General features: G+C 44.8%; 8 protein-coding genes, 2 tRNA genes and 3 rRNA genes. 4 read left to right on the top strand and 9 right to left on the bottom strand.

The features are described from left to right. Nucleotides 1-14 precede the first annotated feature (14 nt). Complete coding sequence (gene pnuC, locus J5X96_RS01650) at nucleotides 15-704, top strand: nicotinamide riboside transporter PnuC (protein WP_209363952.1); 690 nt, start codon at nucleotides 15-17, stop codon at nucleotides 702-704. Nucleotides 705-797: 93 nt separating this feature from the next. On the opposite strand, the gene apaH is transcribed toward pnuC, so the two are convergent. The 4 genes from apaH to pyrR all read right to left on the bottom strand — a co-directional run bounded on the left by apaH (nucleotide 798) and on the right by pyrR (nucleotide 4,113). Beyond that, on the bottom strand, nucleotides 798-1,625 hold the full coding sequence (gene apaH, locus J5X96_RS01645) for a bis(5'-nucleosyl)-tetraphosphatase (symmetrical) ApaH (RefSeq protein WP_209363950.1): 828 nt from the start codon (nucleotides 1,623-1,625) through the stop codon (nucleotides 798-800). A gap of 15 nt (nucleotides 1,626-1,640) precedes the next feature. Continuing rightward, nucleotides 1,641-2,504: a 16S rRNA (adenine(1518)-N(6)/adenine(1519)-N(6))-dimethyltransferase RsmA gene (gene rsmA, locus J5X96_RS01640; protein ID WP_209363948.1), complete on the bottom strand. Its 864-nt coding sequence runs from the start codon at nucleotides 2,502-2,504 to the stop codon at nucleotides 1,641-1,643. Between the two features lie 78 nt (nucleotides 2,505-2,582). Beyond that, entirely contained in the window at nucleotides 2,583-3,506 is a 924-nt protein-coding gene (locus J5X96_RS01635; RefSeq protein WP_209363946.1) for a peptidylprolyl isomerase, read from the bottom strand. 70 nt (nucleotides 3,507-3,576) lie between these two features. Continuing rightward, the gene (gene pyrR / locus J5X96_RS01630) at nucleotides 3,577-4,113 is read right to left on the bottom strand and encodes a bifunctional pyr operon transcriptional regulator/uracil phosphoribosyltransferase PyrR (protein WP_021615144.1); all 537 of its coding nucleotides are present in this window, start codon (nucleotides 4,111-4,113) and stop codon (nucleotides 3,577-3,579) included. A gap of 230 nt (nucleotides 4,114-4,343) precedes the next feature. Here pyrR and J5X96_RS01625 point away from each other — a divergent pair, with 230 nt between their 5' ends. Next, a complete protein-coding gene (locus J5X96_RS01625) occupies nucleotides 4,344-5,423 on the top strand; it encodes an FAD:protein FMN transferase (protein ID WP_209363944.1) in 1,080 nt (359 codons plus the stop codon). Nucleotides 5,424-5,570: 147 nt separating this feature from the next. Here the strand turns inward: J5X96_RS01625 and rrf are convergent. The 5 genes from rrf to J5X96_RS01600 form a co-directional block, all read right to left on the bottom strand. Beyond that, nucleotides 5,571-5,686 (bottom strand): 5S ribosomal RNA (rrf, locus tag J5X96_RS01620). 172 nt (nucleotides 5,687-5,858) lie between these two features. Further along, nucleotides 5,859-8,755 (bottom strand): 23S ribosomal RNA (locus J5X96_RS01615). 313 nt (nucleotides 8,756-9,068) lie between these two features. Next, a tRNA-Ala gene (locus tag J5X96_RS01610) sits at nucleotides 9,069-9,144 on the bottom strand. 97 nt (nucleotides 9,145-9,241) lie between these two features. Then, a tRNA-Ile gene (locus J5X96_RS01605) sits at nucleotides 9,242-9,318 on the bottom strand. A 90-nt stretch (nucleotides 9,319-9,408) separates the two neighbouring features. Further along, nucleotides 9,409-10,948 (bottom strand): 16S ribosomal RNA (locus J5X96_RS01600). Together the 16S, 23S and 5S rRNA genes with 2 tRNA genes alongside form the textbook arrangement of a ribosomal RNA operon. 510 nt (nucleotides 10,949-11,458) lie before the next feature. Here J5X96_RS01600 and tal point away from each other — a divergent pair. After that, complete coding sequence (gene tal, locus J5X96_RS01595; RefSeq protein WP_209363942.1) at nucleotides 11,459-12,412, top strand: transaldolase; 954 nt, start codon at nucleotides 11,459-11,461, stop codon at nucleotides 12,410-12,412. Nucleotides 12,413-12,541: 129 nt separating this feature from the next. Continuing rightward, nucleotides 12,542-14,539, top strand: a complete 1,998-nt coding sequence (gene tkt, locus J5X96_RS01590) for a transketolase (RefSeq protein ID WP_209363940.1) — start codon at nucleotides 12,542-12,544, stop codon at nucleotides 14,537-14,539. The last annotated feature ends 25 nt before the right edge of the window (nucleotides 14,540-14,564 follow it).

Here is a 14,564-nt window from a genome sequence, read left to right as displayed (position 1 = left end):
TTCGTGAGGTCACTATGAATCTACAACCGTATTTACATCAACTAAAAAAAGAACTTTTTTCCGATTGGAAACCTTTTGAAGTGTTTTGGCTATTTCTCTTTATTGCCGCGCAAATTGTTGCTTTTGTATTAGATCCGCAATCGCCTTTAGCCATGATTTCCGGTATTGCCGGCGTGATTTGCGTGGTGTTCGTCAGTAAAGGGAAAATCAGTAATTATCTGTTCGGGCTAATTTTTGCCTATACTTACTTCTATGTAGCATGGGGCGAGAATTTCATCGGCGAAATGAATACCGTCTTGTATGTTTATATTCCAGCGCAATTTATCGGTTATTTCATGTGGAAAACCCATATGCAACAAGAAAAGAGCGGTGCAGAAAGCGTTATTGCGAAATCACTGACGCTGCAAGGCTGGCTCATCCTTGCCACTACCGTGATTGTCGGTACGTTATTGTTCGTGCAAGCTCTTAATGCAGCAGGTGGCAGCTCCACAGGATTAGACGGTTTAACCACCGTGATTACTGTTTCAGCCCAATTATTGATGATTTTACGCTACCGGGAACAATGGCTTTTATGGATTTTGTTAAATATTCTTTCCATTGCCTTATGGGCGGAAACCCCAGCCATGTATTTAATGTATAGTGCCTATTTATTGAACTCATTATACGGTTATTACAACTGGACGAAATTAATGAAACAAAAATAATCGTCTATGACTTGTAGCATACTAATGATTTATGCATAAAAAAATGTCGCAATATACTCTATCTATTGCGACATTTTTTTCTTCTGCTTACCACTAAAAATCACTGTAATTTTTGACCGCACTTTGGGTGAAATAGCGCTTATCTTCCCAGCGCAACAGGGTGAGGCGATTATTCCAAACACAGCCGGTATCGAGGGCATAAATATTCGGTGGCGTAGTTTCATCCACTAAGCTCGCCCAGTGACCAAAAACAATATTTTCGGTTTGATACAGCGGATTGTCTAAAGCAAACCAAGGGACAAGGTTCTCCGGTGCTTCCTTGAGTGGCAATTTACATGCAAAATCCAAGCGATGATCCCGATAGCAAAAACGCATACGGGTAAACGCATTAATAATGTAGCGCAGACGATCTAGCCCTTGTAACTGCGGTAACCAGCGATCAGGCTGTTCCGAATACATGTTTTCAATGAGGTGGCGATAATTGCCATGGCGAAGCACATTCTCCACTTCATTGGCACAGGCTTTGGCAGTGGCTAAATCCCAATCGGGCGAAATACCGGCGTGTGCCATAACGAAATTCAACTGTTCATGATGGATAAGTAAAGGCTGCTCACGTAACCAATGGATCAATTCAAAAAAATCCGGTGCAGCAAAAATCGATGCAACGCGATCGCGCGGTTTGATTTTCTTAATCCCAAGTGCGGTGGAAATTAAATGTAAATCATGATTGCCCAACACCGTGTAAGCGGCACACCCCAAGGATTTAACAAAACGCAGACATTCCAAGGATTTATCACCGCGTGCCACCAAATCGCCGGTTAAATAAAGGGTATCTTGTGTTGAATCGAATTTCACTCGATCCAATAACATCTGCAATTCGTCATAACAACCTTGTAGGTCGCCTACTAAATATGTCGCCATTTTTGACCGCTCTTTTTATTCTTCTGAATCCACCACATCCGCTTTGCTCACCTCTGCCGGTGGGTTATCTGCCAACCAATTCGCTAAACGGGCATAATCCGCAATGCTAAGATTTTCCGCACGTGCGTTTAAATCAATGTTAAGTGCGGTCAGATTTTCAGGTAAAAATAAGCCGGACAAGGCATTACGTAGCGTTTTACGACGCTGGTTAAACGCTTGCGAACAAACGCGATTAAGCCAATATAAATCTTTCACCGGATGCGGCAATGTGGCATGCGGGATTAAACGAACCACCGCAGAATCTACTTTCGGCGCAGGCTTGAAGGCACTTGGTGGCACTTCCAACACCGGCATGACTTGGCAGAAATATTGCGCCATGATAGTCAATCTTCCGTACGCCTTGCTGTTCGGGGCTGCACACAAGCGTTTCACCACTTCTTTTTGCAACATGAAATGCATGTCTTGAATGATGTGATGGTAGTTAAACAAATGGAACATTAACGGCGTAGAAATGTTATACGGCAAATTACCGAACACGCGCAGTTTTTGCTCTTTTTCTGCCAAATGCTCTTGTTCATAAAGGGAGGAAAAATCAAACTGCATGGCATCGGTTTCGATGACATTGAGTTTTTGATGTAAAAATGGATGATGGCGTAAGCGTTCCGCCAAATCGCGGTCAAGCTCTAATATGGTCAAATGCTCCACTTGCTCCGCAACCGGCTCTGTCAATGCGCCCAACCCGGGACCGATTTCCACTAAAAATTGATTGGCTTGCGGATAAATTGCTGCCACGATATTTTGAATCACATTGTTGTCGTGCAAGAAATTTTGCCCGAACCGTTTACGCGCCGTATGACCTAAATGCTTTTTTGAATTCATTGAATAAGATCTTATAAAAATAACGAAAAGTGCGGTGTATTATAAAGCAAAATCCCGACCATTGGGTCGGGATGATGATTAATTTAAGTATTTAATGTCGGCACGTTTACGCAAGGCTTGCACCCAATCACGGGCAGAATCTTGTAATTGTTGATTCACAATTTGCTCATAGGCCTTTTGACGATATGCTTCTTCCGTACGATCCCCTTGACGAGTATTCGTCACCTCTAAAATATGCCAACCGAATTCGGTTTTAAACGGCGCACTGATCACCCCTTTCTTAGCGCTACGAATCGCTTGACTGAATGGACCTACATACGCTTCCGGAAAGGCATAACCTAGGTTTCCGCCGTTAGCGCCAGATAGATAATCTTTAGAATATTTCAGAGCTGCCTCAGCAAATGTCATTTTGCCGGAAACAATATCCGCTCGAATTTGTGTTAATTGCTTTTTCGCTTGCGCATCATTTAATAATGGATTTAGTTTCAATAAAATATGACGGACTTCATATTGTGTTCCCTTCACATTTTCCATTTTTCCTTTCGCTTTTGCTTCTTTTTGCATTTTCTCCGCCAGTTCTTCCACTTGCTCACGCGTTACATCAACGCTTTGGCTAATAGCATGGTTACGAACCTCTGCCATTAACACTTGTTGAGCAATCTGTTGGCGATATGCGTGGTAGTTAATCCCTTGATAATCAAGGGCATCCAACAACTGACCAAACGTTAATCCGTTTTGCGCAGCAATGCCTTCGATAATCTGATCAATTTTCGCTTCATTGACTTTAACACCGGACTCTTTTACCGCTTGATTGACCAGCATATCATTAATCACTTTATCAATGGCCGCTTGACGACTGGTTCTCTTATTGAGTATCGGCTTAATTTGACTTTCCAATACCGGCACACCATTAACAGTTGCCACCACTTTTTCTTCGGCTTGCACCTGTGTCGCCATAGTAAAGAAAGCCAGCGCAACAGAAAAAATAGACTTAAAATTCATAGAGTAATATTCCTTAATCAGATTAAATGATGCTGTTTAGAGTATTAATTGACTTAAAGGTTCACGAAGGTTATTTAGACAATAATGCGACTTCGTAACATTGATCAAACTGTTTTGTACGAACTTGAATATTTTCATTACGGCTGGTAGGGACATTTTTGCCCACATAATCCGCCCGAATAGGCAATTCACGGTGACCACGATCCACAAAGATGACTAACTCAATCCGAGATGCTCGTCCAAAATCTGTCAGTGCATCCAATGCCGCACGAATAGTACGACCGGTAAAAAGCACGTCATCTACAAGAATAATCTCTTTATTCTGAATATTCATTTGCATTGATGCACCTTTATAAATTGGAGACATTTCCTCTTCTATCAGGCTAAGATCATCACGATAAAAGGTAATATCTAAATCAAACGATGGCACATCCACTTGTGTTAACGCCATAATCTTTTGCCGGATCAATTCGGCAATTTCGGCACCACGGCGTTTAATCCCAACAATCACTAAATTATCCAGCGTTTGATGCTTCTCAATAATCTCATGAGAAATCCGTGAAATCGTTCTTAAAAACTGATTTTCATCAACAATAATTTTTTCCATAAGTTGTTACATAAAAAGCGTAGTTAAAACGGGCGCTATCTTAACATTTTTCAATAAAGTGCGGGCAAAAAATATCCTCATTTTTAACCGCACTTCATATGCTTTAAGTTTAATGATCAATGATAAGTCTACCTTAATCAGACACCTTCTTGTACAATGCGAAGAATCTTTAACTTTTCATTACGTTGTTTGGCTAAAATGAGCTAAACATCATCAACTCGAGGATTACGATGCAACTTACCCCTATTATGTATGGATTATTCGCCGCAATGACTATCACGTTAACGGCTTGCGATAAACCACAAACACCGGTAGAAAACACATCACTATCAACCCCAAAAGCTGAACAAATTGTTGCCCTTGCCGGGAAAACCATGGGAAGTACCTACCATATCAAATACTTAGAAAAAAATAATTTTCCGGCTTCGCCTAAACAAGTCCATGAAGATATTGAAAAAATTCTTGGGGATGTTAATGCTAAAATGTCTACTTATATCAAGACCTCTGAGCTAAGCCAATTTAACCAAAATATACAAACCCAAACACCAATCGAAATCTCTTCTGATTTAGCCAAAGTGATCAAGGAAGCAATTCGGCTTAATAAGCTCACACAAGGGGCTTTAGATGTTACCGTTGGACCGGTTGTCAATCTTTGGGGATTTGGCCCAGAAAAACGCATAGAAAAACAACCCACAGAAGAACAACTTGCAGCACGTCAGGCTTGGGTGGGTATCGACAAGTTAACACTTACTGAAAAGGCCGGAAAATTTTACCTTACTAAAGCCATTCCAGAACTGTACGTTGATCTTTCTTCCATCGCTAAAGGATTTGGTGTTGATCAGGTTGCAGATTATTTGGAAAGTCTTCAGATAGAAAATTATATGGTCGAAATCGGTGGGGAAATTCGTGCCAAAGGACATAACAGTGAAGGTAAGCCATGGCAAATTGCAATTGAGCGACCAAGTTTCGATGGATCACAAATTGCTCAGCAAATTATTGGCATAAAAGATTTAGCTATGGCAACTTCCGGTAATTATCGTAACTATTTTGAACAAGATGGTATTCGCTTTTCCCATGAAATAGATCCGCATACCGGTCGTCCAATTCAACACGCGCTCGCCTCAATAACTGTTTTAGCTCCTAGCTCCATGACCGCAGATGGTCTTTCTACGGGGTTATTTGTTCTTGGAGAAAAAAAAGCCATGGAGATTGCTGAACAAGAAAATTTGGCAATATTTATGATCATTAAAGAAGGTAAAGGCTACCGCACAGAAATGTCGAGTGCATTTAAGACGTTATTAGAACAATAGTAAAAACAAAATCAATCTTGACCTCAACATCATCTTTCTTATCAGAGGATGATGTTGATTGATTCCCTCTCCAAATCGTTCTACATCCCCCAGTTTCCCCGAAAAATCAAAAACCCCCGACGCTCTCACATCAGGGGTTAATATTAGGCTTGGCGGTGACCTACTCTCACATGGGAACATCCCACACTACCATCGGCATAACAGCGTTTCACTTCTGAGTTCGGTATGGAATCAGGTGGGTCCACCGCATTATCGCCGCCAAAAATCGGTCGATGATATTCTTCTCTTTCTCTCTTATCTCTTTCTTTTTATTTCTCTGTCTTCTTCAAACTAAAACAAGCTGACTCTCCACTTTCTCTTCTTCGTCTCGTCTCTTAACTGTTACCTTCTACTTCGCTCCATGCTCCAGGTCTCCCCAAAACACTTGAGCGTTGTATGGCTAAGCCTCTCGGGCAATTAGTATGCGTTAGCTCAATGTATCACTACACTTACACACCGCACCTATCTACGTCTTAGTCTTAAACAACCCTTACACACTTGATGTGTGGGAGAACTCATCTCTTGGCAAGTTTCGTGCTTAGATGCTTTCAGCACTTATCTCTTCCGCATGTAGCTACCCGGCAATGCGTCTGGCGACACAACCGGAACACCAGTGATGCGTCCACTCCGGTCCTCTCGTACTAGGAGCAGCCCCAATCAATTCTCCAACGCCCACGGCAGATAGGGACCGAACTGTCTCACGACGTTCTAAACCCAGCTCGCGTACCACTTTAAATGGCGAACAGCCATACCCTTGGGACCTACTTCAGCCCCAGGATGTGATGAGCCGACATCGAGGTGCCAAACACCGCCGTCGATATGAACTCTTGGGCGGTATCAGCCTGTTATCCCCGGAGTACCTTTTATCCGTTGAGCGATGGCCCTTCCATGCAGAACCACCGGATCACTATGACCTACTTTCGTACCTGCTCGACTTGTCTGTCTCGCAGTTAAGCTTGCTTATACCATTGCACTAACCTCACGATGTCCGACCGTGATTAGCAAACCTTCGTGCTCCTCCGTTACGCTTTGGGAGGAGACCGCCCCAGTCAAACTACCCACCAGACACTGTCCGAGACCACGTTTCGCAATCTTCGTTAGAACATCAAACGTTAAAGGGTGGTATTTCAAGGACGACTCCATAATCACTGGCGTGACTACTTCAAAGTCTCCCACCTATCCTACACATCAAAATTCAATGTTCAGTGTCAAGCTATAGTAAAGGTTCACGGGGTCTTTCCGTCTAGCCGCGGGTACACCGCATCTTCACGGCGATTTCAATTTCACTGAGTCTCGGGTGGAGACAGCCTGGCCATCATTATGCCATTCGTGCAGGTCGGAACTTACCCGACAAGGAATTTCGCTACCTTAGGACCGTTATAGTTACGGCCGCCGTTTACTGGGGCTTCGATCAGGAGCTTCTCTTTCGATTACACCATCAATTAACCTTCCAGCACCGGGCAGGCATCACACCCTATACGTCCACTTTCGTGTTTGCAGAGTGCTGTGTTTTTAATAAACAGTTGCAGCCAGCTGGTATCTTCGACCGGTTCAACCTTCGCCCGCAAGGGACTACAATCTACGCCGGCGCACCTTCTCCCGAAGTTACGGTGCTATTTTGCCTAGTTCCTTCACCCGAGTTCTCTCAAGCGCCTGAGTATTCTCTACCTGACCACCTGTGTCGGTTTTCAGTACGGTTTAGTAAAGCCTTTCGCTTAGTGGCTTTTCCTGGAAGTGTGGTATCAGTTACTTCAGCTCCGTAGAGCCTCGTCATCATCTCTCAGTGTTAAGGAAGTCCGGATTTGCCTAAACTTCCCACCTACCAACTTAAACGTACATATCCAACAGTACGCTAACCTAACCTGCTCCGTCCCCACATCGCAGCTTTACCAAGTACGGGAATATTAACCCGTTTCCCATCGACTACGCTTTTCAGCCTCGCCTTAGGGGCCGACTCACCCTGCCCCGATTAACGTTGGACAGGAACCCTTGGTCTTCCGGCGAACGGGTTTTTCACCCGTTTTATCGTTACTTATGTCAGCATTCGCACTTGTGATACGTCCAACAGCCCTCTCGAACCATCTTCATCCGCTTACACAACGCTCCCCTACCCAACAGACTTTCGTCTGATGCCGCAGCTTCGGTGCTATATTTGAGCCCCGTTACATCTTCCGCGCAGGCCGACTCGACTAGTGAGCTATTACGCTTTCTTTAAATGATGGCTGCTTCTAAGCCAACATCCTAGCTGTCTAAGCCTTCCCACTTCGTTTCCCACTTAATATAGACTTTGGGACCTTAGCTGGCGGTCTGGGTTGTTTCCCTCTCCACGACGGACGTTAGCACCCGCCGTGTGTCTCCTGAGTATCACTCTTCGGTATTCGTAGTTTGCATCGGGTTGGTAATCCGGGATGGACCCCTAGCCGAAACAGTGCTCTACCCCCGAAGGTGTCCGCTCAAGGCTCTACCTAAATAGATTTCGGGGAGAACCAGCTATCTCCCGGTTTGATTGGCCTTTCACCCCCAGCCACAAGTCATCCGCTAATTTTTCAACATTAGTCGGTTCGGTCCTCCAGTTAGTGTTACCCAACCTTCAACCTGCCCATGGCTAGATCACCGGGTTTCGGGTCTATACCTTGCAACTCAACGCCCAGTTAAGACTCGGTTTCCCTTCGGCTCCCCTATTCGGTTAACCTCGCTACAAAATATAAGTCGCTGACCCATTATACAAAAGGTACGCAGTCACCCTTGCGGGCTCCCACTGCTTGTACGTACAAGGTTTCAGGTTCTATTTCACTCCCCTCACCGGGGTTCTTTTCGCCTTTCCTTCACAGTACTGGTTCACTATCGGTCAATCAGGAGTATTTAGCCTTGGAGGATGGTCCCCCCATCTTCAAACAGGATATCACGTGTCCCGCCCTACTTCTCGTTAGCTTAGTACCACGACCTGGACTTCGAGTACGGGGCTATCACCCTGTGTCGCCAAGCTTCCCAGCTTGTTCCTCTGTCTCTATCGCTATCACTAACAGGCTCTTTCGCTTTCGCTCGCCGCTACTCACAAAATCTCGGTTGATTTCTTTTCCTCGGGGTACTTAGATGTTTCAGTTCTCCCGGTTCGCCTCACTTACCTATGAATTCAGTAAGTGATAGTAGATTCTTCATCTACTGGGTTTCCCCATTCGGACATCTTGGATTAAACGCCTCTTATCGACTCATCCAAGCTTTTCGCAGATTAGCACGTCCTTCTTCGCCTCTGATTGCCAAGGCATCCACCTTGTACGCTTTGTCACTTAGCCATACAACCTCAAGTATTCTTAGGATGAACAATCTGATGAAGATAAAATGGAATTTAAAGTTAAAATTCACTTTACATCATAGATTGATGCTAAAAACACGTTAGGTTTGTCAGCCGTAACAGTTAATTTATTCAGAATCATTGCCTTTTATCAATGACCCTTACTCAGACTTTCTTGAAAGTCTCGTTTTCAGCTTGTTTCTAGTTTGTTAAAGAACAGTTTATAAAGAAAGTTATCTCTTTATATCATCATAGTTAAATCAACTTTATCGTTCACTTATGATTTATCGTAATAAACTTAACTATGATGATATTGGTGGAGATAAGCGGGATCGAACCGCTGACCTCCTGCGTGCAAGGCAGGCGCTCTCCCAGCTGAGCTATATCCCCAATCACATCCTTTGGTTTTCACTCATACACAGTGTGTTTGATATTTTCGTTGTCAACGTTAATTTACTAACATAATTTATCAAATCACCGGTCTAAGTGGTGGGTCTGAGTGGACTTGAACCACCGACCTCACCCTTATCAGGGGTGCGCTCTAACCACCTGAGCTACAGACCCAATAGGATTTATTTTCGATACGTTTATTCTTCTTTTGTTTACAATCATCAGCCAAACTGTGTGGACACTTAAAGTCAATTCTATCTTTGGTAAGGAGGTGATCCAACCGCAGGTTCCCCTACGGTTACCTTGTTACGACTTCACCCCAGTCATGAATCATACCGTGGTAAACGCCCTCCCGAAGGTTAAGCTATCTACTTCTGGTACAACCCACTCCCATGGTGTGACGGGCGGTGTGTACAAGGCCCGGGAACGTATTCACCGCGACATTCTGATTCGCGATTACTAGCGATTCCGACTTCATGGAGTCGAGTTGCAGACTCCAATCCGGACTTAGACGTACTTTCTGAGATTCACTCCACCTCGCGGCTTCGTCACCCTCTGTATACGCCATTGTAGCACGTGTGTAGCCCTACTCGTAAGGGCCATGATGACTTGACGTCATCCCCACCTTCCTCCGGTTTATCACCGGCAGTCTCCTTTGAGTTCCCGACCGAATCGCTGGCAACAAAGGATAAGGGTTGCGCTCGTTGCGGGACTTAACCCAACATTTCACAACACGAGCTGACGACAGCCATGCAGCACCTGTCTCATGGTTCCCGAAGGCACTCCCGTATCTCTACAAGATTCCATGGATGTCAAGAGTAGGTAAGGTTCTTCGCGTTGCATCGAATTAAACCACATGCTCCACCGCTTGTGCGGGCCCCCGTCAATTCATTTGAGTTTTAACCTTGCGGCCGTACTCCCCAGGCGGTCGATTTATCACGTTAGCTACGGGCACCAAGCTTAAAGCTCAATCCCCAAATCGACAGCGTTTACAGCGTGGACTACCAGGGTATCTAATCCTGTTTGCTCCCCACGCTTTCGCACATGAGCGTCAGTACATTCCCAAGGGGCTGCCTTCGCCTTCGGTATTCCTCCACATCTCTACGCATTTCACCGCTACACGTGGAATTCTACCCCTCCCTAAAGTACTCTAGCTACCCAGTCTGAAATGCAATTCCCAGGTTAAGCCCGGGGATTTCACACCTCACTTAAATAGCCGCCTGCGTGCCCTTTACGCCCAGTTATTCCGATTAACGCTCGCACCCTCCGTATTACCGCGGCTGCTGGCACGGAGTTAGCCGGTGCTTCTTCTGTGATTAACGTCAATTTGTTGCGCTATTAACACAACAACCTTCCTCGTCACCGAAAGAACTTTACAACCCGAAGGCCTTCTTCATTCACGCGGCATGGCTGCGTCAGGGTTGCCCCCATTGCGCAATATTCCCCACTGCTGCCTCCCGTAGGAGTCCGGGCCGTGTCTCAGTCCCGGTGTGGCTGGTCATCCTCTCAGACCAGCTAGAGATCGTCGGCTTGGTAGGCCTTTACCCCACCAACTACCTAATCCCACTTGGGCTCATCTCATGGCATGTGGCCTTGCGGTCCCACACTTTCATCTCTCGATTCTACGCGGTATTAGCGACAGTTTCCCGTCGTTATCCCCCTCCATAAGCCAGATTCCCAAGCATTACTCACCCGTCCGCCACTCGTCAGCAAGAAAGCAAGCTTTCTCCTGTTACCGTTCGACTTGCATGTGTTAAGCCTGCCGCCAGCGTTCAATCTGAGCCATGATCAAACTCTTCAATTCAAAAAGTTTAATCGCTCAATACTGCTGACTTAATTAATCATCTATATAAATAAACGAATCTTCGTAGCACTATTCAGTTCAATTTTAAAATTCTTTAATGATAAAAATGAATCTTCAAGTGCCCACACAGTTTGTCTGATTGATTGTTAAAGAACAAAAAACGACGCGCTGCTTAATGCTTTACAACGGCGCGTCGTTGTGGTGGCGTATTATAGGCATTTTTTATCACCACGCAACCCCTTTTTAGCTTTTTTTTCATTTTTTGTTTTGATTGAAGATAATTTAATCAAATTAACAACATTCTTTACTTCAGCGATCCTTAGTATCCAACCTGTTCTTAAAGACGAAACCTATTGATTTCATTATTATGAACACGCTTTTTAAGAGTTGCTTTCTATAACAAGTGCGGTTATATTTTTTAACGATTTCTGCTATGAATAAAACATAGCTCTCTTAACGATTCAACTCGTTTCCCATCCTCCAATTAAAGGAATACATAAGGAATACATTATGACTAACCAGTTAGATTCTCTTCGCGAACTTACCGTTGTTGTTGCCGATACCGGTGACATTGATGCCATTCGTCAATATAAACCTGAAGATGCCACGACGAATCCATCTTTGATTCTGAGTGCAGCGGCGCTACCACAATATGCGGCGTTGATTGATGAAGCAATTGCTTATGGTAAACAACAAAGTCAGGAAAAAGCACAGCAACTTGTTGATGCGGAAGATAAATTGGCGGTCAACATTGGTTTGGAAATCTTAAAATTAGTGCCGGGCCGTGTTTCTACGGAAGTGGATGCTCGTCTTTCTTATGACACCGAGGCGACCGTTGCAAAAGCAAGAAAATTGATTGCGTTGTATGAAGCGGCAGGCATTAATAAAAATCGTATTTTGATTAAAATCGCCTCTACATGGCAAGGTATCCGTGCTGCGGAAATCCTAGAAAAAGAAGGTATCAACTGTAACCTCACCTTATTATTCTCCGAAGCGCAAGCACGCGCTTGTGCAGAAGCCGGTGTTTATTTGATCTCGCCATTTGTAGGCCGTATTTTAGACTGGTATAAAGCCAACACCGATAAAAAAGAATATGCGCCGGCAGAAGATCCGGGCGTGATTTCTGTGACCAAAATTTACAATTACTACAAACAATATGGCTATAAAACCGTGGTGATGGGCGCCAGTTTCCGTAACGTGGGCGAAATCATTGAATTAGCCGGTTGCGACCGTTTAACCATTGCTCCGCCACTATTAAAAACCCTACATGAAACACCAAATGCGGTAGTGAGAAAACTGGGTTTCCAAGGCGAAGTGCAAGCCAAACCGCAACCATTAACCGAAGCTGAATTCTATTGGCAACATAACAGTGATGCCATGGCCGTGGAAAAACTGGCCGAGGGTATTCGTAAATTTGCCGTTGACCAAGGCAAGTTAGAAGAGATGTTACTGTCTAAATGGTAATGGTTTATTAGTTATGTATTAAGCAAAAGTGCGGTGGACATTTTCCGTGTTTAAAAACGCTGAAAAATCTGACCGCACTTTTTTATGAGCACACCCTATTTTGTCAATTTATCTCAATCAGGAGGCACAATGTCAACTCGTCAACAACTCGCCAATGCCATTCGCTTTTTAAGTATGGATGCGGTGCAAAAAGCCAAATCCGGTCACCCGGGTGCACCGATGGGCATGGCGGATATCGCCGAAGTCTTATGGCGTGATTTTTTACATCACAACCCAACCAACCCACAATGGGCTAACCGCGACCGTTTCGTGCTATCTAACGGCCACGGTTCTATGCTGATTTACAGCTTGTTGCATTTAAGCGGTTACGATGTATCCATTGAAGATTTAAAACAATTCCGTCAATTACATTCCAAAACACCGGGTCACCCAGAGTTTGGTTATACTCCGGGTGTTGAAACCACCACCGGTCCGTTAGGTCAAGGTATTACTAACGCGGTAGGTATGGCGATTGCAGAGAAAACCCTTGCGGGTCAATTTAACCGTGAAGGTCATAGCATCGTGGATCACCACACCTATGTTTTCTTGGGCGATGGCTGTTTAATGGAAGGGATTTCCCACGAGGCTTGCTCTTTAGCGGGAACTTTAGGCTTAGGTAAATTAATTGCGTTCTACGATGACAATAACATTTCTATCGACGGTCATGTTGACGGTTGGTTTACTGATGACACACAAAAACGCTTTGAAGCTTATGGCTGGCAAGTGATTCCGGCAATCGATGGTCACAACCCGGCACAAATTATTGAGGCGATCAAACAAGCACAAGCTGAAACCAATAAACCGACCTTAATTATTTGTAAAACGATTATCGGTTTCGGTTCCCCGAATAAATCTAACTCTCACGATTGCCACGGCGCACCATTAGGTGATGAAGAAATCGCATTAACCCGTAAAGCATTAAACTGGGATTATGCACCGTTTGAGATCCCGGCCGATATTTATGCACAATGGGATGCAAAAGCGAAAGGCGCAGAGCTAGAAAAAGCATGGCATGAGAAATTTGCCGCGTATGCGAAAGCTTATCCGGAATTAGCCGCTGAATTTACCCGTCGTATAGAGAAAAAATTGCCGGCTGATTGGGCAAAAGAATCTCAAGCCTTCATTGACCATTTACAAGCTAACCCGGCAAGCATTGCAAGCCGTAAAGCATCACAAAATGCTATCGAAGCTTATGCGAAAGTGTTACCGGAATTACTCGGCGGTTCTGCCGACTTGGCAAGCTCCAACCTCACCCTTTGGTCCGGATCCAAACCAATCCGCGCGACTCAAAACGTGGATGGTAACTACCTCAACTACGGCGTACGTGAGTTCGGTATGGCAGCAATCATGAACGGTATTGCGCTCCACGGCGGTTTCATTCCTTATGGCGCAACCTTCTTAATGTTTATGGAATATGCCCACAACGCGATTCGCATGGCGGCATTAATGAAACAACGCAGCTTATTCGTGTTCACCCATGATTCCATCGGTTTAGGCGAAGACGGTCCAACCCACCAACCGGTTGAACAAACCTCCGCATTACGCTTAATCCCAAACTTGAACACATGGCGCCCTTGCGACCAAGTCGAATCTGCCATTGCTTGGAAAGCGGCGATTGAAAGAACCGATGGCCCAAGCGCATTAATTTTCACCCGTCAAAACTTGGCACAAATGGACCGCACTTCTGAGCAATTAGCTAACGTAGCGCGTGGTGCTTATGTATTAAAAGACTGCGCCGGCACGCCGGATCTGATTTTCATTGCGACCGGTTCTGAAGTGGAATTGGCAGTGAAAGCGGCAGAACAATTAACCGCAGAAGGCAAAAAAATCCGTGTGGTTTCTATGCCAAGTACGAACGTATTCGACAAACAAGATGAAGCTTATCGCGAAGCGGTATTGCCAAGCGCAGTGACTAAACGCGTTGCTGTTGAAGCAGGCATTGCCGACTTCTGGTACAAATACGTCGGTTTCAACGGTCGTATCGTTGGTATGCACAGTTTCGGTGAATCCGCACCGGCAGACCAATTGTTCAAACTCTTTGGTTTCACGGTGGATAACGTGGTCGCTAAAGCGAAAGAAATTCTTTAATTTCTGACCGCACTTTAAAACAACA

Origin of the sequence: Aggregatibacter sp. 2125159857 (assembly GCF_017798005.1) — a bacterium.
Taxonomy (GTDB): Bacteria; Pseudomonadota; Gammaproteobacteria; order Enterobacterales; family Pasteurellaceae; genus Aggregatibacter.
Note: the sequence above shows the minus strand (reverse complement) of the source record. Positions and strands in the feature narration are given on the sequence as shown.

Bases quoted from the DNA above. Each gene is read 5' to 3' on its own strand.
- pnuC (WP_209363952.1), top strand. From the start codon at position 15: ATGAATCTACAACCGTATTTACATCAACTAAAAAAAGAACTTTTTTCC.
- apaH (WP_209363950.1), bottom strand. From the start codon at position 1,625: ATGGCGACATATTTAGTAGGCGACCTACAAGGTTGTTATGACGAATTG.
- rsmA (WP_209363948.1), bottom strand. From the start codon at position 2,504: ATGAATTCAAAAAAGCATTTAGGTCATACGGCGCGTAAACGGTTCGGG.
- J5X96_RS01635 (WP_209363946.1), bottom strand. From the start codon at position 3,506: ATGAATTTTAAGTCTATTTTTTCTGTTGCGCTGGCTTTCTTTACTATG.
- pyrR (WP_021615144.1), bottom strand. From the start codon at position 4,113: ATGGAAAAAATTATTGTTGATGAAAATCAGTTTTTAAGAACGATTTCA.
- J5X96_RS01625 (WP_209363944.1), top strand. From the start codon at position 4,344: ATGCAACTTACCCCTATTATGTATGGATTATTCGCCGCAATGACTATC.
- tal (WP_209363942.1), top strand. From the start codon at position 11,459: ATGACTAACCAGTTAGATTCTCTTCGCGAACTTACCGTTGTTGTTGCC.
- tkt (WP_209363940.1), top strand. From the start codon at position 12,542: ATGTCAACTCGTCAACAACTCGCCAATGCCATTCGCTTTTTAAGTATG.